Here is a 20,382-nt window from a genome sequence, read left to right on the forward strand (position 1 = left end):
CCGCGCCGGCTTCTCCCGCGAACCGCGCGAAAAACGCGGTACGAAGCGAACCGGAACTGAACGTTGCATGCCCCGGTTTCAAACTAGGCGTGCGTGGATGCGGCGGCTTTGTGGAGACATCCCGGTCGATTGATCATTCGTCTCGATCGATTCGCGAAACCCGCGCGCGATCAAGACGATGCGACGGCGTACGGACTAGCGCGGCGGACGCGCCTGTCCCGGCGTGATGCCGAAGCGACGCTTGAACAAGCGAGTGAACGCATGCAGGTCGCCGAATCCGTGCAGGAATGCGATCTGGCCGATGTTCGCGTCCGTCGATCCACAACGCAGTGCCTCGTGGCATCGCACCAGGCGCAGTTCGCGAAGATGTCCGCTGACGGTGAGCCCACGCGCGGCGAACAGGCGATAAAGCTCGGTGCGCGAACAGCCGGCCGCGCGCGCGATCTCGACGACGTCGAGTCCCGCGCGATGCAGGTTGGCTTCGATGTGGCGAAGTGCGCCATTGAATCGACGCTGCGACATCGACTGTCGCGACGACGGCAGCAGGTTGATGCGCATCGTCGCGCGAAGCGCATCGGCTGCGAACTTCGCCGTGCTGTCGACCAGCGTCGAAAGTTCACCCGCATCCAGCCGTTCGGCGAGCGTGTCGAGCAATTGCAGTTGCGCCGTCAACATCCGTGCCAGTTCCGGCTGTTCGATGCGGCGGACCGGCGATCCCTGCAACAGCGCGCGACACGCGATCGGCATGCGCAGCGACAGGTGCACATGCGCGGTCCAGTCGGCGATGCCGGTCGCCTGCGTGTCGAACAGGAACAGGTCGCCGGTGCGAACCTGTTCCTCGACGGCGCGGTCGACCCCCTGGATACGTGCTTGTCCCGAGAGCAGCAGCATCAAGCGCAATTCGCCGCGCTCGCGCGAACAGGGGCGCGCACGTGCCGCGCCCGCCTCGCTGCGCAGGAACGCGATGTTTCCGGTATCGCAGACGAGCAGTCGCGCGCGGTAGTCCTCGCGACCCAGTGCAGCGGGAGCGAACAGGTCCCAGTTGAATCGATGGCGGACCAGCCGCCGCCAGTACTCGAAGCGATCGCTGGCGGCGTCGTCGTCGGTGGAGAGCGACAGCAGGGTCGGGTTTGCATCGCATGGCGTCGCGTCGGCGGCCTCGTCCTTCGCCTCGCCGACGATGCTCAACCGCGACCGCATGGGACGCAGTGGCAAAGGGAGGAGGCGGCGGCTGGGCGAACGGGGGACAGCGCCGTGAACACCGCATCAACCTAAGGCGCTGCGGCCGGGGCGCTGTTGGGCATTTGTCCCGCCGCATTGTCCAGGCGTCCCCGGATTCCTATCCCGGGCCCGGATGTTGAGGCCACGGGGCGGCAGGACATACGCTATATAGGAGAGTACATATTGCCAGACCCCGTGTCGGAGCAAGCCCATGCGTGCCTGGATCCACCGCGTCTTCCTGCTGCTCGTCCTTGCCCTGTCCGGCCCGGCCCTGGCCGAGGAACCGGTGCGGGTGTTCGCCGCGGCCAGTCTGACCAACGCCCTCAACGACATCGGCGCGGAGTGGGAAAAGGCCGGCCACCCCAAGCCCAGCCTGGCCTATGCCGCGTCCTCGGCGCTCGCCAAGCAGATCGAAGCCGGCGCGCCGGCCGACGTCTTCGCCTCGGCCGACCTCACCTGGATGGACTACCTCGACCAGCGCGGCAAGGTCCAGGCAGGCACGCGCACCAACCTGCTGGGCAACTCGCTGGTGATGATCGTCCCGCAGGGCCGACGCTTTCCGGTCCAGACCAAGCGCGGCTTCGACCTGGCCGGCGCCTTCACCGGCAAGCTGTGCACCGGCGAGCCCGGCGTCGTGCCGGTCGGCATCTACGCGCGCGAGGCGATGCAGAACCTGGGCTGGTGGGATTCGCTCAAGGGCCGCGTGGTCGGCACCGACGACGTGCGCACCGCGCTGACCTTCGTCGAACGCGGCGAGTGTCCGCTCGGCATCGTCTACGCGACCGACGCGAAGATCAGCCAGAAGGTCGAGCTGCTCGCCACCTTCCCGGCCAACACACACAAGCCGATCGTCTACCCGTTCGCCGCGGTCGAAGGCGCGCGTCCGGAGACGAAGGCCTTCCTGCGCTTCGTGCAGACGTCGCCGGCCGCGGCCGCGATCTTCGCCAAGTACGGCTTCACCCTGCTCAAGCGCTGAACCGACGATGTGGCTTTCGCCCGAAGAATGGGATGCGCTCGCGCTGTCGGCGAAGGTCGCGCTGTGCGCCACCGCGGCGTGCCTGCCGTTCGGGATCGCGTTGAGCTGGCTGCTGGAGCGGCGCGAATTCCGCGGCAAGGTGTGGATAGACACGCTGGTGCAGTTGCCGATGGTGCTGCCGCCGGTGGTGCCGGGCTACCTGCTGCTCCTGCTGCTGGGCACGCAGGGCCCGCTGGGCGGCTGGCTGCAGGACGTGTTCGGCATCGTGATCGCCTTCACCTGGAAAGGCGCGGTGATCGCCTCGGCGGTGATGGCCTTTCCGTTGATGGTGCAGCCGATCCGGCTCGCGATCCGCCTGATCGATCCGCGCCTGGAGAAGGCCGCGGCCACGCTCGGCGCGAAACCGTGGGACACCTTCTTCAGCGTGACCCTGCCGTTGTCGGCGCCGGGTCTGATCGCCGGCTGCATCCTGTGCTTCTCGCGCAGCTTGGGCGAATTCGGCGCGACGATGGCCTTCGTCGGCAACATTCCCGGCGAAACGCGCACGCTGCCGCTGGCGATCTACAGCCTGACCCACCTCCCCGACGGCGAAGCGGCGGCGTTGCGCCTGTCGCTGCTGTCGATCGCGCTGGCGGTCGCGGCCCTGCTGGTGAGCCGCTGTATCAGCCTGCGCGCGGAGCGCCGACTCGGGTATCTCGACCGGGGTCCGCATGCTGAGCTTTGACCTGCAGTTCGCACGCGGCGGTTTCGAGCTGAGCACGCGCGCCACCGTCGGCGCGGGGGTGACCGGCGTGTACGGCCCGTCCGGTTCGGGCAAGAGCACGCTGCTGGCGTTGCTCGCCGGACTGCTGGCGCCGTCGCGCGGCGAGGTGCGGCTGGGCGATCGCGTGCTCGTCGACACCGCGACGCGCCGCTTCGTGCCGACCTGGGATCGCCATGTCGGCCTCGTCTTCCAGGACGGCCAGCTGTTTCCGCACCTGACCGTGCGCCAGAACCTGCTTTACGGTCATTCGCGCATCGCCACTGACATGCGCCGCTTCGATCTCGCCGGCGTGGCCGGCCTGCTGGAGCTCACGCCGCTGCTCGACCGGCGTCCGACGCTGCTGTCGGGCGGTGAACGCCAGCGCGTCGCGCTCGGCCGCGCGTTGTTGTATTCGCCGCAGCTGCTGCTGCTCGACGAGCCGTTGTCGTCGCTGGACGACCGGCTGAAGCAGCAGATCCTGCCGTTCCTCAAGCGCATCAAGGACGAAACACGGATCCCGATGCTCTACGTCACCCACGCGCATAGCGAGCTGGACTATCTCGCCGACCGCGCCTTGGGCATGGAGCGCGGCCGGCTGCTCGCCGACGTCACGGACTGACCGCTAGGATCACGCTCGACGCCTTGAACAACGCGGTGGCCTTTACGCCTTCCGCGAGCTTCAGCTGTTCGGCCGACATGTTGGTGATGATCGCGGCAATCGAGTTTCCGCCCGCGATCTCGATCACCACCTCGGTGTTCACCGCACCCGGCGTCACGCGCGTCACCGTGCCCGGCAACTGGTTGCGCGTGGACAGCCGCACGCCGTCGAGGTCGGTACCGACGATCACGCTGGACGCCTTCACCAGTGCGATCGCGCGACCGCCTTCGGCCAGTTCCATGCGCTCGACGCTTTCGTGCGTGACGATCGCGACGATCCTGCCGCCACCGGAGAGTTCGAGCTCCACCTCGTCGTTCACCGCGCCGTGGGTCATGCGCGCAATGCGGCCGGACAGATGATTGCGGGCACTGGTCAGCATGGCGAACCTCCCGAGGATGTTGAGATCGTGGCTGGCGGAAGCGATGCGTGCGTTGAGCTGTTCGATGAAGCGGGCGTTCTCGGCCTCGACCTCACGCCAGGTGGCGACCAGTCGCTGTCCGTCGGGCGTCAGCTGCGCACCGCCGCCGCCCCTGCCGCCCACCACGCGCGTCACCAGCGGCGAATCGGCGAGATTGTTCATCGCCTCGACCGCGTCCCACGCGGCCTTGTAGCTCAACCCGACCTGTCGCGCCGCCGCGGCGATCGATGGCTCAGTACCCAGCGCGGAAAGCAGCTCCATCCATCGCCGGCTGCCGAATGCGCCGTGCGTGGCCTCGACGGTCAACGAGCTGAGGATGCGCATGGGCCTGGCGTCGGTGGTCTGGGTGCAGCTTACCGCAGCACCGCGGCGGATCTCCGTGACACGTTCAATCCGCCAAGACGCGCCCGGCGCGATCGAACATGAAACGCGCCCGCTTCTTGCCGAGGTAGAAGCTCGCGCGCCATGTGCCTTCGTCCTCGCCGGTGCCGCGTTCGCACAGCACGGCGATGCGCTTGTCGTCCATCAGCTGCCGTAACTCCGACACCTCGATGCCCAGTTCGTGCGCGACGCGGGCGCCGTCGATCTCCAGCGCGGGCGGCGCCGGCTGTCTTGCTCCATCGCTCACAGCGCGTGCGTGCTCGGTACCGTGCCCGACGACTGCCCGGCGATGGCGTGGTTCACGTCGCGGTGTCCGGCTTCGTCTTCGCGCACGGCGATGACGACCTCGCGCAGGCGCGCGTTCGCCGGCAGCTTCCAGTAGTCGATGGCGATCTGTGGCGCGGGCACGTTGTCGATGCGGCCGGCATCGATCTCCTCAAGATAGCGCGTGTAGCTGACCACCGCCTCTTCCTCGAAATAGCCGACCAGCCGGTGCGCGGTGCGCGACGACACCACGTACAGCAGGAGGTAGAAGGTGAAGAACAGCGCCTGCGCGATCAGCACCATCATGCGTTCGAACCAGCTCGGCCGCGCGATCTCCATGAACGTCATCAGGTGCATGCGTTCGTTGTCGGCTTCGTCGAGCAGCGTGCGGATCCAGCCTTCGTCGTCGCGCATCCAGCGCAGGCAGCGCAGGTGCAGCAGCGCGCCGCCGACCATGCCCGGCACGGCCGCGACGGTCTCCAGCACGATCGCGCGATTGCCGTAGCGCTTGGCGAACAGCGTGTCGGCGAAGAAGCGCAGCACGCGCGTGGTGCCGTAGGCGACGCGATCGGACAGGTTGCGGACCGGGTGATGGAGGTCCACCGGAATGGCGTGTCCAGCGTTCATCTGGAATCTCCGGGCCGAACGGGGAGCCGGCCGATGCGCAGACGATAGGTGCGGCATCGGCGCTTTCAATTGACCTATGTCAACGCGATGGCGATGCATTGTTGCGCGCCGGGCAACACGGGATTCCGCGATCGCACCTTCCGTGCGGCAACGGGCGGCCGTATGGTCCCGACGGTGCGAAGCGATGCGCCATGCATCGGCGATTCGCTGAATGGGCCCACGAAGGAGTCGAACATGAAGGTCGTCGTCGTCGGTGGGCATGGCCTCGTCGGATCCCGACTGGTGACGCGCTTGCAGCGCGACGGTCACGACGTGCTCGCCGTATCGCGCCGCTCCGGCGTGGACGCGGTCACCGGTGCCGGCCTCGACGACGCGCTGCGCGGCGCGCACACCGTGGTCGACGTGACCAATGCGCCGTCGTTCGAGGAACCGGACGTCACCGACTTCTTCCGCCGTTCGAGCGACAACCTGCTCGCGGCCGGCGAACGCGCCGGCGTCTCGCACCACATCGCGCTCTCCGTGGTCGGCACGCAGCGCCTGCAGACCAGCCCCTACTTCCGCGCGAAGCAGGTGCAGGAGCGCCTCGTTCAGCAGGCGGCCGTGCCGCACACGCTGGTGCGCGCGACGCAGTTCTTCGAGTTCATGGCCAGCATCATCCCGCCCCACAGCGGTCAGTCGATCGTGCACCTGCCGCCCGCACAGGTGCAGCCTGTGGCGGCAGACGATGTCGCCGCGGAGCTGGCCGGGCTGGTGGCGAGCCCGCCCTCGCGCGAGCCGGTGGAGATCGCCGGTCCCGATGCCTACAAGCTCAACGAACTGGTGCAGTGGGCCATGTACAGCTACCAGGACGACCGCGCCGTGGTGGCGGACCCGGAGGCGCGCTACTACGGCGCGATCCTCGACGACCACGTGCTGACGCCCCAGGGCGAAGCGCGTATCGCACCGACCCACTTCCGCGACTGGCTGCACGAAGTCCAGTCCGGTTCGATCGAGATGCCGCACGTCCATCATCCCGATCCGATCGCGCGGGTGCGATAACCCACGCCGGGCCGGGTAACGCCCCGGGCGATCCGGGGAAGCGCCGCAACCGCCCTGCGGTGGGCCACCGCCCGCTCGCGTTCGCTCCACGCATCCCCCGCTTCGTCGCCCCGCCCCCCGGTTCGTCGCAATCCCGGCCCTTTCCGGCCGCGGCTCGCTATGCTCCGCCGCAATCCATCGAATCCGGGCGCGCCACGTGTTCAAGAGTCTGGCCTTCATCCTGCGCATCGCCATCGCCTGGATGCTCGTGGTCCTGCTGGCGGCCGCGATCTGGTCCGACATCCCCCTGCTCGGCCGGATGGAATGGCCGATGATCATCGCGGGGATGCTGACGATGGCGCTGGTGGTGACCGGCGCGTCCTCGCACCTGGGCCGGGTGAAGCTCATCGCCGGCCGCATCGACAAGGAAGCGCTCGGCAATCGCCAGCGCCGGCAGATCGAGATCCCGTTCGAAGCAGGCGAAGCGTTCGACCTGATCGATGCCGCCGTGCGCGAACTGCCGCGCATCCAGCAGGTCGAAAGCGCGCGCGACAGCCTGCAGCTGCGCGCCAAGGTGACCCGCCCGGACAACTACGCGCAGGTTCCGCTCGGCCGCTGGAACCCCATGCGCTGGTTCGGCACGCCGCAGAACCAGATCCACGCGACGGTCCTGCCCGGCCGCGACAGCGCCAGCGTCACGCTGATCTGTGAACCGGAAAGCCCCGCGTGGACCGACTGGTTCCTGGTCGACGACGGCACCAACTTCGAGAACGCCGAAGCGATCACGCGCGCGATCAGCCGCCGCGTCGCCGAGCGCCGTCGCAACGAGAAGAACGCCGCCGCGCAGACCGCGACCGAGAAGGAACTCACCGTCGCCAAGCTCAGCCTGCTGCACGCGCAGGTCGAGCCGCACTTCCTCTACAACACGCTCGCCAGTGCGCAGCTGCTGACCCGCAGCGATCCTCTGCGCGCCGACGAGATGCTCGGTCACCTGATCCAGTACCTGCGCCGCTCGCTGCCGAGTGCCGACAACGAGATGTCGACGCTGGGCGCGGAGCTGGAACGCGCGCTCGCCTACCTTGAAATCCTCAAGATCCGCATGGGTCCGCGCCTGTCGGTGCAAGTCGACGTACCGGAGAACCTGCGCGCCACGCCACTGCCGCCGATGGTGCTGCAGACGCTGGTCGAGAACGCGATCAAGCACGGTCTGGAACCGCGTACGGGCGGCGGCACCGTGTGGGTTCGTGCACGCCGCAGCGACGACGTCGTGGCGATCACCGTGGCCGACGACGGCGACGGCTTCAGCACCAAGAACAGCGGCACCGGCATCGGCCTGAAGAACGTGCGCGAACGCCTGCGCCTGATCTACGGGGCGAACGGCGCGCTGTCGGTGGTCGCGAATTTCCCCAGCGGCGTCGCGGCGACGCTCTCCGTCCCGCCCGCCCTGCCGCCCGTCCCCGGACAGGAGGCCCGCCATGTCTGACACCGTCTTCACCTGCGTCATCGCCGAAGACGAAACGCTGCTGCGCGAAGCGCTGGTCCGGCAACTGCGCCAGGCCTGGCCCGAACTGCAGATCGTCGCCGAATGCGAGGACGGCGCCAGCGCGCTCGAAGCGCTGGCCGAACACAAGCCGCAGGTCGCGTTCCTCGACATCCGCATGCCGGGGCTCACCGGACTGGAAGTCGCCGCCGCCGCTGTCGAGGAAACGCCGCACACGCAGATCGTGTTCGTCACCGCGTACGACCAGTACGCGATCGACGCGTTCGAACGCGGCGCGGTCGATTACCTGCTCAAGCCGATCACGCCCGCGCGCCTGGCCACGACCGTACAGCGCCTGCAGGCACGCACCGGCAACAACGATGCGGCCGCGCTGGCGGCCCTGCTCGAACGCCTCGGCGCGCGCCCGGCCGCGGCGGCGACCACGCCACCGCTGACCTGGATCACCGCCAGCGCCGGTCGCGAGACGCGTCTGATCCTGGTCGATGAAGTCGCGTACTTCCGCGCCGACAACAAGTACACGACGGTCGTCACCGCCGACGGCGAAGCGTTGCTGCGCACGCCGATCCGCGAACTGCTCGCGGTGCTCGATCCGTCCACGTTCAAGCAGATCCACCGCTCGACGATCGTGAACCTCAAGGCGATCGCGGGCATCGTCCGCGACGACACCGGCCGCGGCACGGTGCGCCTGAAGACGCGCCCGGAAACGCTCGCGGTCAGCGCGCCGTTCATGACCCTGTTCCGCCACATGTAGCCCGCAACGCCTGGTTTCCGGCACCGGACCGCCACCCTCTTCGAGGTGAACCATGAAGCTCTCGGCACTGCTTTACTTCGTACTTTCGTTGTTCGGCTGCGACGTCGGCCGCAGCACCTTCGTCGACCGCGTCGGCATCGACGGCGTCTACTCGCTCTACAGCAAGGCCACGGTGGAGGCCGGCGTCGCCCGCTTCGAATGCCTGCGCAGCGCCAGCGGCCACTGCTACTACACGCTGTTCCCGCGCGAATGCGACACGAAGAACGGCCCCTGCGCGACCCAGCCGATCGAACACTTCGCCGTCGCCAACGGCGACAGCCGCCAGATCGCGGGCCTGAAGGATTTCCGCCTGTGCGTCAGCGACGAGGACGCGACTGCAGGATCGGGCTGCGAGATGCCGGCGCCGAAGGCGGGGCAGTGAACCCCGCCATCATGGAGGCAGGGGCACCGTTCGTGGAGACCACACGCTGTCCGCATGTCCCTTCATCATGCGACGCCGACTATGCGCGGCGATCAGCAGGAACACCGGCACGGCAACCGTCGCGCTGAGGTCGATCACCCAGCCGGCTCCGGCATGGTTCCACGTACCACCGACGCCCCACACGCCGGCGAGGCTCGACAGCGGAATGGCGAGCGTTAGCGCCGCGCAGAGCCACAGCAGTTCGGCGGCACTGCGCGCGGCACCGCGCAGGAACGACCATGCGATCGCGAGCGTGAACACCGCGAAGTAGATGCCCTCGTGCCAGGCCGCAAGATCCGCCACGCGCGCAGGCAACCACTTGGTCGCGGCGATCGTCGCCGACATGCCCGCCACGCAGCCGAGTGAGACGCCGACGGTGAGGTTCGCCATCACCCGCGTCGAACGCTTCTGCACCACTGGCGCGGTACCGCGCTCCTTGCGTCGGCGTGATTCCAGCCACAACAGGTTTCCGGTGTAGAACAGCATCGCGCCTGCGAGGCCGAGCAGCAGGTACATCCAGCGCACGGTGTTGCCGCCGAAGCTGCCGAAATGGAGCATGAAGAACGCGTTGACCGCGGTATCCCAATCGTCCATATGCCCGGGGAGGTCGTGCGTATCCACTTCGCCCGTATACGGATCGAAGTGCGTGCTGGAGTACGTCCGCGCACGTGTGCCGTAACGGATGTCGAGGCCGGTCACGCGGCCTTCCAGTCGGCCTTCGTGCTGCTCGAAGCTGAAGCCATACACGTGGAACGCCGGCAGCTGTTCGTTGACACGGCGCAGCAGCTCGGCGGGCGGCAGCGGCGTGCTGTTGGTCGGCTGCGCGGGGGCGTGTTCCTCGCCCCACTGGATTCCGTTCGGATACACGATCTTGTCCTGAAGGGCGTAGACCGGATCGTGGAAGGCGAAGATGACGCAGGTCAGTGCCATCACCAGATGGAAAGGCAGGCTGACGATTCCGAGCGCGTTGTGCACGTCGAGCCACATGCGCTTGATGTTGCGACCGACACGCAGCGCGAACAGGTCCTTCACGAGCGTCGGCAACAGAACGATCACGCCCGATACCAGAGCAACGGCGTACAGCAGCGCGACAACGCCCATCATGTTGCGCGACACGACGTCCGGGAATGGCAGGCCGACGTGCTGGTGCAGGGTGTCGATCAGCTGCGCGACGGGCGTCTTTCGCACGCGTTCGACCTGCAGCTTTCCGTCGGCGTCGAAACTCGCAGCGTACTCGGTGAACTGGCGGCGGATCTCGCCCGGCACGCGCCACATCACGCGCGCGGGCGCGTCGGGTGCGGTCTCGACCATGACCAGGTAATGCCTGGCGGCTTCCGGATGCGCGGCGAGAACGGCACTCACCAGCTCCGGCGCGCGCTCCAGAGGCGGCGGCGCGGCGAGCGAGGAAGGCGGCGTCGCCCACCGCTCCAGCGGCTTCTCGAACATGGTGATCGCGCCACCGTAGAACGCGACGAACAGCATCAGCCCGGCGACGATGCCCACCCAGATGTGCACGTCCTTGTAGACCTTGACGATGTCGCTGCCGATCTTCATGCACGATTCCTCACCACATCGCGCTCCGTACCAGCCACAGCAGTCCGAACGCCGCCACATTGGCCATACCGAGCCAGCACCACGCGCGCAGGCTGTCGCGGAACAGGAACACGAACGAGAGCACGCCGCACCAGATCGGGGCGATGAGCCACATGGTGAACTGGATCTTGCCCGCACCCCCGTCGATACCGTGGGGGCTGAGCCATGCGAACAGACCCGACAGCGCCAGCGACAGGCCGAAGCCCAGCACGAGGCCGGCCACGCTCTTGCCGGCCCAGTGACGGCTTTGCAGGCGGATGCGTGCGTCGCTCATCGCGCATGCTCACGACGACGCGCGCACCACGCGCCCGCGAACGGGATCAACGTCCACACCAGCATCAGCAGCGTGAACCACGTCGCCACCGCGGCAGCCGATCCCATCCGTGGCCAAAGCAGCGCCAGCGAGGCCAGCACGCACAGCGTCCCCGGCCATCCGTGTGCGCGCGTTGGCCACGGTCCGCGTCGCAGTAGTTGCTGTTGCGGCGATGCGATGTACAGCAGTATCGCGCCGAGTATCGCCAGCGCGGCCGACGCGGACAGGGACCAGACGATCACGGCGAGGCGCCCGCGATTTCTTCCAACAGCAGAGGCAATGAAGCGCCGAGCGTCTGCCCATGCGACATCCCGGGCAGTGTCGTGAGCGCTACCGGTAATCCGCGTTCGCGCAGGCGCTGCGCCAGCTGAGCCGTCGCATCCGGCGGCACGCTGGCCCGCGCCTCGCGCATCGCCTGCACTGCTGCGGGATCGCGTCCCGGCAGTGGGCGCCGTGCGTCATCCGCCTGAGCGCCCTCACCGACCCACAGCCGCACGTTCGGCCGGGCGCCAGCCTTCATCGACGCCTCCTCCTTCAGCAGGTAGCCGCTGCCCCACCACAGCGACGGATCGGCTGCGGCGTAGACATCGAAGGCATCCGGCCTGGTGAACAACGCGTGCAGCACGAACACGCCGCCGTACGAATGCCCCCACAGCGCGCGCGCGTGTGGATCGACCTTTGCCATCGCCTCCACACGTGGCGCGATGGTCTGCTGGATCAACCCGAGGAACGCATCGGCGCCGCCGTTGCGGCGTTCGCCGATCGGATCGCGCTGCGCGTCGTCGCCGCCCGGACGACGCGGCGTGTAGTCGAACGCGCGATTGTCCGGATCGATGCGCAGATCGTTGTCGTAGCCTATGAACGCGATCACCGGCGGTCGTGGCGCGTCCGCGAGCCGCGCCAGTAGCGCGGCATCGACTTCCATCAGCGCGGCGTTCCCGTCGAGCAGGTACGCGACGGGAAATCCTTGACCCGGCGCATCCCGTGTCGGCACGGCCACGCGAACGCGGTAGTGCCGTTGCCCGTCGGTCGAGTCGATGCGGAGCTGCTCGAAGCGGTAGCCCGGCGCGCCCGTGTCGGCCACGGTCACGCCGATGCGACGCGACGGATCGGGCTGCGCCGCGACGGGCGCAACCAGCATGGCGAAGGCGACGAGCGCAAGCGCGAACCGCACCAGCACAGCACGCATCACCACGCGAACCTCAGCGTCGCGGTCACGGTACGACCGGTGCCGTAGAAGCACGACGACACGCCGCTGCAGGTGGATACGTAGGTCTTGTCCGAGAGATTGCTGACATTGAGCGCCAGCTGCGCGGCGCCCGCGCCGATCTCGCCGAGGTCGTAGCGCAAGGCAGCATCGAACAGCGTGTAGGATGGGATCAGGAACTGGTTGGCGCTGTCGCCGAAACTCTCGCCGTTGTAGCGTGCGCCCGCTGCCACGCCCAGGCCGGCCAGTGCGCCACTCTGGAAGGTGTAGTCGGCCCACAACGAGGCGGTGTAGTCGGGCACCATCGCCAGTTGCTTGCCCTGCACTGCCGCATTACCGCGCGTGACCTTCGAATCCATCCACGTCGCCGCGCCGATCACGCTGAAGCCGCTGAGTGGTGTGATGCGTCCTTCGATCTCGACGCCACGCACGCGCCCTTCGCCGCTCTGAACCTGGCAGCGAGCTGCGCCGGTGGCGCCACAGTTGACGTGGGTCGCATCCGGGTCGTCGGTGAGGATGTTCTGCTGCCGGAGGTCGTAGGCGGCGAAAGTCACCAGGCCATCGACACCCGACGGCTCGAACTTCACGCCGGTCTCCCACTGCTGGCCTGTGATCGGATCGAACGGCGTGCGCGTGAAGCTCTGGTTGACGTCGGTGGTCGACGGCTGGAACGACTCGGCGTAGCTCAGGTACGGCGACCAGCCACCCTCACCCGCGTACAGCACGCCGGCGCGGCCGGTGAAGGCTTCGTTCTTCAGTCGCGTGCGCGCCCACGGCGTGGTCGCGCCGGTGGCGACTGTGGTGGTGGCGGTGGCGGTGTCGTCCTCGGTCCAGTCGTAGCGGCCGCCGAGCAGGAAGCGCCAGTTGCCCAGTGCGATCTGGTCCTGCAGGTACGCGCCGGTCTGTTCGTTGGTGCCGCGCGACAGGCCGACAGTGCGCGTGACCGGCACGTAGCCGGTGTAGACCGGATCGAAGATGTCGATCGGCGCCGGATTGGTCATCGCGCCGCGACCGCTGTCCCAGTCGGCCTTCTGCCAGTCCACGCCGAACAGCAGCGTGTGCATGAGCGCGCCCGTGCGGAAGTGGCCCTGCACGCGGGTGTCGATGGTGTCTCCGTCGGAATCGCCTTCACCCCAGGTCGCGCGGCGGTTCTGTGTCCGTCCGTCGGGATTGAGGGCGCCGTTGGTGACGACCGTGCGGAACAGCGAATCGACATGGGTGCGGCGCGCGCTCTGGCTCAGCGTCCAGTCCGCGTTGAAGCCGTGTTCGAACAGCCAGCCCGCGGTCCACACCGTGCGGTCGAACGTGTTCCAGTCGGGTTCACCGATGAAGGTGGTGTTCTTCATGCGTCCGTACTGCGTGGGCCGCAGCGTGCCGTCCATCGGCAGGAACTGGTAGGTCGAGCCGCCGTCGTCGCGCTGGTACAGACCCAGCAGCGTCAGCCGCGTGCGCTCGGCCATCTGCCACGTGTAGCTCGGCGCGAGGAACCAGTGTTCCTGCTGCGTGTGGTCGATCTGCGTGTCGCCATCGCGGTACAGGCCGACCAGACGCATGAGGTGCGCGTCGTCGTCCGTGCCAGCGCCCAGATCGAACGCCGCGCTGTACTGGCCGTTCGCATCCATGCCGAGCCGCGCGGTCTGCTCCTGCCCCGGCGTCGGCGTCTTGCTGACCTGGTTGACCATGCCGCCCGGAGCGACCTGGCCGTACATCACGGCCGACGGGCCTTTCAGCACTTCGACACGCTCGAGATTCCAGCTGTCGAACATGGTGCGGTTCCACTGCCCACCCTGCGGCGCGCGCATGCCATCAAGGGTGACGTTGTTGCTCCAACTGCCGGCGTCGTAGCCGCGGATGCGGAAGTCGTCGACGCGGTTGTCGATGCCGGTGCTTTCCAGCGACACGCCGGCGACATAGCGCATCGCCTCGTTGAGGTTCTGCACGCCGCGTGCGTCGAGTTCCTCGCGCGCGATCACCGATACCGACTGCGGCGTTTCGTCGATTCGCGCATCGGTCTTGGTCGCGCCCTGGGTGTGGGTGGTGGTGCGATACGCGTTGACCTGGACCGTATCGAGCGTCACGGCATCGGCCGTGCCGCCAGCGGATTCGGCCGGTACAGCCTGTGCGAATGCAGCCGGCGGAGTGGTGAGGGCAAACGCGAGGCAAAGGGGGAGCGCGCGGCGCGCAAGGCCGCGGAAGGAAGGATTCGAGGACACGGGCCAACCGTAACGAGAGGGAGGGTTGGCTGACTGCAGGCGCAGCGGCTGATGAACAGGATGTTATCAGATGAGAACTATTCTCAATTGACTTGGATCAAATGATGGGCGGACGCCCGCAATCATCAAACCCACAACCGCACCGGCATCAGGCCCCAGCAGGCCAGCACGAGCGTCCATTGCAGGACTCCCGCCATTGCCAGTGCATCGACCACGGCCGTCGCGGACCACACGCGACGACGCAGGATGAGGATCAGGCCCGCCGCCATCGTCACCGGCAAGAGCGCGCTGACAACTGCGAGCGTGCCGCTGGCGAGCGTGAGATCCCCCATCGCGAGGAACGACTGGCGCAGGAACAACGGGAGCGGAAGCAGCAAAGCAACGATGCCAAGGAACGGGACCATCACGGGCTGCTTCACGAACGCCCTGGTGCCTCCGGCGATGCGCGCCAGTCCCACGACGAGCAGCCACGCCATCCCCAGCAGGCCCGCGACCAGGCTGGTCCAGAGCGCCAGGAGCTTCACCCGCGGAATGCGCTCGTAGGTTTGCAGGCCCGTGCTGATCGCGCGATTGCCGTTCGCGGCGACGAACACCGCGTGCGATGCGATCGTCCGATCGTCTGCGCGGAACAGCGCGCCGCCCATTGGCGCGAGCGTCAGTGCCGGGGACTGCAGTGGCTGGAAGCGCAAGGCCGCGCCATCGCTGCCGAGCCGCGCGAAGTTCAGCGTGGTGTCGATCCATTCCAGGCGGGCGAAACGGTTTGGCGCGGGCACGTAGTAGCCCTCCCATGCCGATGCGTCCGTAGCACTGGACGCATCCGGCGGGATGGATGGTCGGCTCACGTCGAGCGACTGGATCAACAGGCGATCGAGCCGCCCGTAGTCGGCACTCTCGTGGTCGGCGTTGATGGCCACGAAGAACGCGCGTCGATGCTCGGGAAACAGGCAGAACATGGCGCGGTAGCCCACCGTGCTTCCGCCGTGGCACACGCCGACGGCGCCGTGCCGGTCGCGCGTGGCCATGCCGAGGCCGTAACCCACGCGCAGTCCGGAGCGCGCCGCTTCCGTTCCGTGCGGACGACCCATCGCACGCAGGAGCGCGGCGTCGACCAGTCGCCTGCCGTCGATGGTTCCGTCGCCCATCAGGAAGCGGGCGAAGCGGCCCATGTCCGCTGCCGTAGTCGTGAACTGACCCGCCGGGCGCAGGAACATCGGCACCGCCGCGTGTGCGGCGCCATCTTCGAAGTGACCCATCGCCAGGCGCGGATCCGCGTGCGGCCCCGCCTGCGTGGTGAAGGCGAAGGTGCTGTCGTGCATGCCGAGCGGGTGCAGCAGTTGGTCGCGCAGGTACGTTTCGTAGCGCGCACCCGTGGTCGCCTCGATCACCATGCCGAGCAGCGCATAGCCGGTGTTCGAGTACGAATGGCGACTGCCCGGACGACTGCGCACGCGCAACGTTCGGCCATCGAGGAACGTCGACAGTGGAGCGTCGGCGCGCGCACGCAGACTGAACATGTCGGCCAGCCGTGCATCGTCGAGGCCGGCCGTGTGGTCGAGCAGGTGCCGGATTCGCACGGGACTGTGCGCTGCCCAGGGATTGTCGAACGCGACGCCTGGCAGAAGTTGCGACACCGGGGTATCGAGCGCGAAACGTCCTTCGCTGACCAGTTGCAGCACGCCGGTCGCCAGCACGGTCTTGGCCACCGAGCCGACATGCACCCGGTCCTGTACGCGTAACACCGCGCCTGTCGTCGCGTCGCGCGTTCCTGCGGCATCGACGGCGACGGTTCCGTCGGACGAGACGGTCGACCACACCGCCCCCTGCAATCCCTGCAACGTCAGCGCCTCCGCCATCGACTCGTGCAAGGTCGCGTCCGTGCGCGATGCACCCGCCGATGCGAGCAGTGGCACCAGCGAGAGCAGCAATGTGAACGGAACGTGGCGAACCCGCCGGAGCGCGCCGCAAGCCTTGCGAGCAGGAGTCACCACGACGATCCCTGTCTGGACGATGCCCGCAGTATCGGGTCGGCATGGCACGAGGTCGTGTGTCGATGGTCACCGGAACCCCGCAAATCGCCGGTCCGGTGCCGATCACGTCCCGGGGACGGGCTGTTTGCGATGATCGGATCACCCACATGGAGTACATCCATGCAGGAAGCCTCTCCTACCTCGCCGATCACCGGCGAGCTGTCCAATCACAAGGTCGCGGCCGTATTCACTTCGGCAAGCACGGCGAAGCAGGCGGCGGACGCGGTATTCACCGAACTCTCGCTCGGCCCGGCGCAGGTCCAGTTGATCCGCCCCGGCGAGCCGCGTTCCAGTCGCAAGCTGGAACCGGAAAGCCAGGGCATCTGGCGCACGATCGTCGTCGCGCACATTCGACTCGGCATCATCGGTGCGGTGCTCGGCGCGATCGCGTTCGGCGTTCTCTACGCGATCGGATTGCCGTTCATCGTCAACTCCTGGCTGGCGGCGTTGCTGATCCTGATCTTCTTCGGTGCTGTCGGCGGCCTGATGCTGGGCGGCCTCGTTTCGCTGCGGCCCGACCACGATCGCTACGTCGAAGCCGCCCACGACGCGATGGACGCCGGCAACACGACCGTCGTCGTGCATGCGCTCACTGCGGAACAGCGCGCGCATGCGGCGGAGTTCCTGCGCGCGCGCGGAGGCGATGTCACTTCGACCCTGTGAGATCAGGCCGGCGCGGTGCGCGACATCGCATCGTCACCACGCCAGCCAATCGCCCGGCGTGATGGGCTGCACCTGCACGGACGTCCCGCGTGCCGCGGCGCGCAGGCGGCCGATCGGATCCTCGACTTCCACGTACTCCGCCATTCCCGACACGCCGTAATGGATCGGCACGAGGCGGCGCGCGCCTAGAATGTTCGCGGCCGCCACCGCCTGTTCCGGCGTAAGCACGCCGGGCTGCCCGCTGACCGGTTTGCGCCAGCCGAAGCGCGCGCCGTTGACCGGCAGGAAGGCCGCGTCGAAGGGACCGAACTGGCGACCGATCCGCCACCAGTGCCCGTGCCAGAGCGTGTCGCCACCGTGGAAGATGCGGCGGCCTCCCGCCGTCACCACCCACGACACCTGTGGATCGCCATAGCCATCCGACGCAGGCACCGCGGTCGCGGTGAAGTCGCCGAGCAGTTGCGGCTCCCACGATGCGGCCGCGCGCGCACGCGCGCCCGGCGGGATCGGCAAGGGATTGGTACCGCTCGGAAAGATCAACGCACCGCCCTTTCCGAGCGCATCCGCAGCAGCCTTCGCATCGAAGTGGTCGGGATGTGCGTGCGTGACCAGCACGTAGGTGTCGCCAACCGCGTCGTCCACCGGCACCAGCGTGTCCTTCAGCGCGGGTCCCCATGCGTCCGGATTGACCAGTGGATCGAGGAACAGCGTCGCCTCCGGCAGTTGCAGGCGGATGCCGGCCCAGGCGAGGCGCTGGACGCGCAGGCTCGCCACGCCAGGCGCCGCGAAGGCGCGCCCGCCCGGAATGAGCGACGCGACCGACATCGCGGCGCAGGCCGACAGGAACGTGCGCCGGTGCATGTTCGTCGCGTTCGGCCCGCCGCTCATGCGCGGCGTTCCCGCGTCGCCAGTGCCGCATCCAGCGCGAACGTCGACTGCGCGACGATGGCCTCGAGCGTGTGCCGGTGCCATTCGCGCTCGAACGCGGCAGGCACGACGCCCGGCGCGACGCAGTCCTCGATGGGGATCGCAGCGATGCGATCGTCGATCTCCATCGGCGGCGCCTCGTTGCGGATGCGCACGACGATGTCCTTGACGTGGTCGAGGTAATGGATCGCGTTGTCGAGCACGACCGCAGGAAACCGGCCCATGTGCCCGCCCACGACGGTGCCGCGCCCGAACTGGCGAATCCGCCCGATCGCCGCGCGCATCAGCGCGGGATCCGCCTTCGATAGATAGACGATGTTGCCGACGATGTTGTCGCCCGCGCAGACCAGGTCCGCGGTCGGCACATCCACGCTGACGTGGTCCATAGTCTTGCCGGGATTGTGCAGGAAGCGCAGTTCGTGCCGCCCCCAGCGCATCGCCATGTTGTCGAACACGATCTTCGGATCGCGATAGAGCGCCTCGACCGGGCGGTTCTGCGACAGGAAGGCGTGGCGATGATGGCGATGCGCGAACACCAGCGCATCGGGGAACATCGACAGACCGGCCATGTGGTCGCTCATGTAGTGGGTCGCGGCGACCACGCGCACGGTCTTCCGCATCTCGTCGCACAGCACCTCGCGCATGCGGCGCGCGTCGTCCACGCCGGACAGCGAATCGACCAGCACCACGTCGTCGCCGTCGATGAATGCGGTCGCGACGGACTGGAGCTCGTCGCCGACGAACATCAGCACATCGCGGGCCAGTTCTTCCGTTCTCATTGGGAAGCCTCCGTCAGGATGGCGTCATCGTCACGAACGTCGCGCGGCGCGACAAACGAAATGTTTTGCGGTTCGCCTTAGAAAATCTGAGTTGATAGGATGCAATCCGCATCCGCCACGCCGAAGGCGCTCGTGAAGCCCCGCCATCCCGCCCCGCTCAACGCGCTGCGCGCCTTCGAAGCGGCCGCGCGATGCCTCAGCTTCCAGGACGCGGCGGCGCAGTTGTTCGTGACGCCGGCCGCGATCAGCCACCAGGTCAAGCACCTGGAAAGCTACCTGGGCGTGAAGCTGTTCCATCGCGGCAACCGCGCGATCCAGCTGACCGCGGAGGGCGAAGCGCTGTCGGCATCGTTGACGGAGCTGTTCGGCCAGCTGGATCTCGCACTCGACCGCGCGATGGTGCAAACGACCACGCACCTGCGCGTGAGCACGATGGAATCCTTCGCCGCGAAATGGTTGGCACCGCGACTGCACCGCTTCCACCGCCGGCGTCCCGACCTGAAGGTACGCATCGAGACCGGCAACGAGCACGCCGATTTCGTGCACGGCGGCATCGACGTCGCCATCCGCTACGGCGCCGGTGGCTACGCCGGCGTGCGCGCGGAGCGTCTGATGGACGCACCGGTGTTTCCCGTGTGTGCGCCGTCGTTGCTGGACAATGCGGCATTGCCGCTCGCGCGTCCCGACGATCTGCGCCATCACACGCTGCTCCACGACGAGAGCGCCGTTGGTCGTCCCGGCGTACCGGACTGGGCCGCATGGCTGCAGACGGTCGGCGCAAGCGACGTGGATGCGAGCCGCGGCCCGGTCTTCGCCAGCATTTACCTTGCGCAGGAAGCGGCCGCCGCGGGGCACGGCGTCGCGCTCGGCATCGCGCCGCTGGTCGAGGAAGACCTGCAGCGCGGGCGTCTCGTCAGGCTGTTCGACGCGGTTCTGCCCAATGCGTACGCCTTCTGGATCGTCCGCCGCGAGGGTGCGGACAACGCCGCTGCCGAGGCGTTCTGCCGCTGGTTGCGCGAGGAAGCCACCGCTGATGCGGTCAACGCGCCGAGTTAGCGACGCATTCGATCGCGACATCGGTTCTTTCACGCAGACCCAAGAAACCTCGCGCTAGGGTGTGGCTCCCTTTCTCAAGGTCGCCCGCCATGCTTCCCAAGCTGCAGCCCTGCCTCTGGTTCAATGGCGACGCCGAGGAGGCCGCGCGCTTCTACGCCGACACCTTTCCGGACAGCCGCATCGACGCCGTCATGCGCGCGCCCAGCGACTATCCCGCGGGCAAGGAGGGTGACGTGCTGACCGTGGAAATGCACATCCTCGGCATGCGCTTCGTCCTGTTGAACGGTGGCCCCGAGTTCAAGTTCAACGAGGCGGTGAGCTTCCAGGTCGCGACCGACGACCAGGCGGAGACCGACCGCTACTGGAACGCCATCACCACCAATGGCGGCGAGGAGAACGTGTGCGGCTGGTGCAAGGATCGCTACGGACTGTCGTGGCAGATCACGCCGCGGCGCCTGACCGACCTGATGGCACAGGGCGGCGAAACGGCGAAGCGCGCGTTCCAGGCGATGATGGAGATGAAGAACATCGACATCGCTGCACTGGATCGCGCCGTCGGCAGCGCCAAGGGCTGATCGCGGGCATCCC

The 20,382-nt window shown here is 67.8% G+C and carries 22 protein-coding genes; 10 read left to right on the forward strand and 12 right to left on the reverse strand.

From position 1 onward, the window contains the following. Positions 1 to 195: 195 nt before the first annotated feature. On the reverse strand, positions 196 to 1,200 hold the full coding sequence (locus FOF45_RS05205) for a helix-turn-helix domain-containing protein (RefSeq protein ID WP_158982932.1): 1,005 nt from the start codon (positions 1,198 to 1,200) through the stop codon (positions 196 to 198). A 232-nt stretch (positions 1,201 to 1,432) separates the two neighbouring features. Between FOF45_RS05205 and modA the strand changes: the two genes are divergently transcribed. Genes modA through FOF45_RS05220 form a run of 3 tightly spaced genes read left to right on the forward strand, consistent with a single transcriptional unit; the run spans position 1,433 to position 3,558 of the window. Beyond that, a complete protein-coding gene (gene modA, locus FOF45_RS05210; protein WP_158982933.1) occupies positions 1,433 to 2,197 on the forward strand; it encodes a molybdate ABC transporter substrate-binding protein in 765 nt (254 codons plus the stop codon). A gap of 7 nt (positions 2,198 to 2,204) precedes the next feature. Then, positions 2,205 to 2,921: a molybdate ABC transporter permease subunit gene (gene modB, locus FOF45_RS05215; RefSeq protein WP_158982934.1), complete on the forward strand. Its 717-nt coding sequence runs from the start codon at positions 2,205 to 2,207 to the stop codon at positions 2,919 to 2,921. Then, entirely contained in the window at positions 2,908 to 3,558 is a 651-nt protein-coding gene (locus FOF45_RS05220; protein ID WP_158982935.1) for an ATP-binding cassette domain-containing protein, read from the forward strand. Before modB ends, FOF45_RS05220 begins: the two co-directional genes overlap by 14 nt. Here FOF45_RS05220 and FOF45_RS05225 read toward each other — a convergent pair. The 3 genes from FOF45_RS05225 to FOF45_RS05235 form a co-directional block, all read right to left on the reverse strand. Further along, positions 3,548 to 4,339, reverse strand: a complete 792-nt coding sequence (locus tag FOF45_RS05225; protein ID WP_158982936.1) for a TOBE domain-containing protein — start codon at positions 4,337 to 4,339, stop codon at positions 3,548 to 3,550. The genes FOF45_RS05220 and FOF45_RS05225 overlap by 11 nt on opposite strands. 64 nt (positions 4,340 to 4,403) lie before the next feature. Further along, the gene (locus FOF45_RS05230; RefSeq protein WP_158982937.1) at positions 4,404 to 4,643 is read right to left on the reverse strand and encodes a DUF6522 family protein; all 240 of its coding nucleotides are present in this window, start codon (positions 4,641 to 4,643) and stop codon (positions 4,404 to 4,406) included. Next, entirely contained in the window at positions 4,640 to 5,287 is a 648-nt protein-coding gene (locus tag FOF45_RS05235) for an alternative oxidase (RefSeq protein WP_158982938.1), read from the reverse strand. The genes FOF45_RS05230 and FOF45_RS05235 overlap by 4 nt, the downstream gene beginning before the upstream one ends. 234 nt (positions 5,288 to 5,521) lie before the next feature. On the opposite strand from FOF45_RS05235, the gene FOF45_RS05240 reads away from it, so the two are divergent. The 4 genes from FOF45_RS05240 to FOF45_RS05255 all read left to right on the forward strand — a co-directional run bounded on the left by FOF45_RS05240 (position 5,522) and on the right by FOF45_RS05255 (position 8,977). Then, on the forward strand, positions 5,522 to 6,325 hold the full coding sequence (locus FOF45_RS05240; RefSeq protein ID WP_158982939.1) for an SDR family oxidoreductase: 804 nt from the start codon (positions 5,522 to 5,524) through the stop codon (positions 6,323 to 6,325). A gap of 196 nt (positions 6,326 to 6,521) precedes the next feature. Next, on the forward strand, positions 6,522 to 7,787 hold the full coding sequence (locus FOF45_RS05245) for a sensor histidine kinase (protein ID WP_199244434.1): 1,266 nt from the start codon (positions 6,522 to 6,524) through the stop codon (positions 7,785 to 7,787). Beyond that, positions 7,780 to 8,556, forward strand: coding sequence for a LytR/AlgR family response regulator transcription factor (locus FOF45_RS05250; protein WP_158982940.1), 777 nt, complete (start codon positions 7,780 to 7,782; stop codon positions 8,554 to 8,556). The genes FOF45_RS05245 and FOF45_RS05250 overlap by 8 nt, the downstream gene beginning before the upstream one ends. A 52-nt stretch (positions 8,557 to 8,608) precedes the next feature. Beyond that, positions 8,609 to 8,977 (forward strand): hypothetical protein, encoded by a 369-nt coding sequence (locus tag FOF45_RS05255; protein WP_158982941.1) that lies wholly within the window; start codon positions 8,609 to 8,611, stop codon positions 8,975 to 8,977. 9 nt (positions 8,978 to 8,986) lie between these two features. Here FOF45_RS05255 and FOF45_RS05260 read toward each other — a convergent pair whose 3' ends face one another. The 6 genes from FOF45_RS05260 to FOF45_RS05285 all read right to left on the reverse strand — a co-directional run bounded on the left by FOF45_RS05260 (position 8,987) and on the right by FOF45_RS05285 (position 16,252). Beyond that, positions 8,987 to 10,570, reverse strand: coding sequence for a PepSY-associated TM helix domain-containing protein (locus FOF45_RS05260; protein WP_158982942.1), 1,584 nt, complete (start codon positions 10,568 to 10,570; stop codon positions 8,987 to 8,989). A gap of 10 nt (positions 10,571 to 10,580) precedes the next feature. Further along, positions 10,581 to 10,883, reverse strand: coding sequence for a hypothetical protein (locus FOF45_RS05265; RefSeq protein ID WP_158982943.1), 303 nt, complete (start codon positions 10,881 to 10,883; stop codon positions 10,581 to 10,583). Then, positions 10,880 to 11,164 (reverse strand): hypothetical protein, encoded by a 285-nt coding sequence (locus FOF45_RS05270; RefSeq protein WP_158982944.1) that lies wholly within the window; start codon positions 11,162 to 11,164, stop codon positions 10,880 to 10,882. Before FOF45_RS05270 ends, FOF45_RS05265 begins: the two co-directional genes overlap by 4 nt. Continuing rightward, positions 11,161 to 12,111 carry an alpha/beta hydrolase gene (locus FOF45_RS05275; protein WP_158987238.1) on the reverse strand — a complete coding sequence of 317 codons (951 nt, stop codon included), beginning with the start codon at positions 12,109 to 12,111 and terminating at the stop codon, positions 11,161 to 11,163. The genes FOF45_RS05270 and FOF45_RS05275 overlap by 4 nt, the downstream gene beginning before the upstream one ends. Then, positions 12,111 to 14,207: a TonB-dependent siderophore receptor gene (locus tag FOF45_RS05280; RefSeq protein WP_233264056.1), complete on the reverse strand. Its 2,097-nt coding sequence runs from the start codon at positions 14,205 to 14,207 to the stop codon at positions 12,111 to 12,113. Before FOF45_RS05280 ends, FOF45_RS05275 begins: the two co-directional genes overlap by 1 nt. A 260-nt stretch (positions 14,208 to 14,467) precedes the next feature. Continuing rightward, positions 14,468 to 16,252, reverse strand: a complete 1,785-nt coding sequence (locus tag FOF45_RS05285) for a serine hydrolase domain-containing protein (protein WP_158982946.1) — start codon at positions 16,250 to 16,252, stop codon at positions 14,468 to 14,470. Between the two features lie 237 nt (positions 16,253 to 16,489). On the opposite strand from FOF45_RS05285, the gene FOF45_RS05290 reads away from it, so the two are divergent. Beyond that, positions 16,490 to 17,032, forward strand: coding sequence for a riboflavin biosynthesis protein RibA (locus FOF45_RS05290; RefSeq protein ID WP_158982947.1), 543 nt, complete (start codon positions 16,490 to 16,492; stop codon positions 17,030 to 17,032). 33 nt (positions 17,033 to 17,065) lie between these two features. On the opposite strand, the gene FOF45_RS05295 is transcribed toward FOF45_RS05290, so the two are convergent. Together FOF45_RS05295 and FOF45_RS05300 are read right to left on the reverse strand one after the other, a co-directional pair. Then, positions 17,066 to 17,920: an MBL fold metallo-hydrolase gene (locus FOF45_RS05295; protein WP_158982948.1), complete on the reverse strand. Its 855-nt coding sequence runs from the start codon at positions 17,918 to 17,920 to the stop codon at positions 17,066 to 17,068. Then, positions 17,917 to 18,738, reverse strand: coding sequence for an MBL fold metallo-hydrolase (locus tag FOF45_RS05300; RefSeq protein ID WP_158982949.1), 822 nt, complete (start codon positions 18,736 to 18,738; stop codon positions 17,917 to 17,919). Before FOF45_RS05300 ends, FOF45_RS05295 begins: the two co-directional genes overlap by 4 nt. 99 nt (positions 18,739 to 18,837) lie before the next feature. On the opposite strand from FOF45_RS05300, the gene gcvA reads away from it, so the two are divergent. Further along, on the forward strand, positions 18,838 to 19,794 hold the full coding sequence (gene gcvA / locus FOF45_RS05305) for a transcriptional regulator GcvA (RefSeq protein ID WP_158982950.1): 957 nt from the start codon (positions 18,838 to 18,840) through the stop codon (positions 19,792 to 19,794). Between the two features lie 89 nt (positions 19,795 to 19,883). Further along, the gene (locus FOF45_RS05310; RefSeq protein ID WP_158982951.1) at positions 19,884 to 20,369 is read left to right on the forward strand and encodes a VOC family protein; all 486 of its coding nucleotides are present in this window, start codon (positions 19,884 to 19,886) and stop codon (positions 20,367 to 20,369) included. Positions 20,370 to 20,382 lie beyond the last annotated feature (13 nt).

Origin of the sequence: Lysobacter panacisoli, from assembly GCF_009765165.1 — a bacterium.
Lineage (GTDB): Bacteria > Pseudomonadota > Gammaproteobacteria > Xanthomonadales > Xanthomonadaceae > Lysobacter_J > Lysobacter_J panacisoli.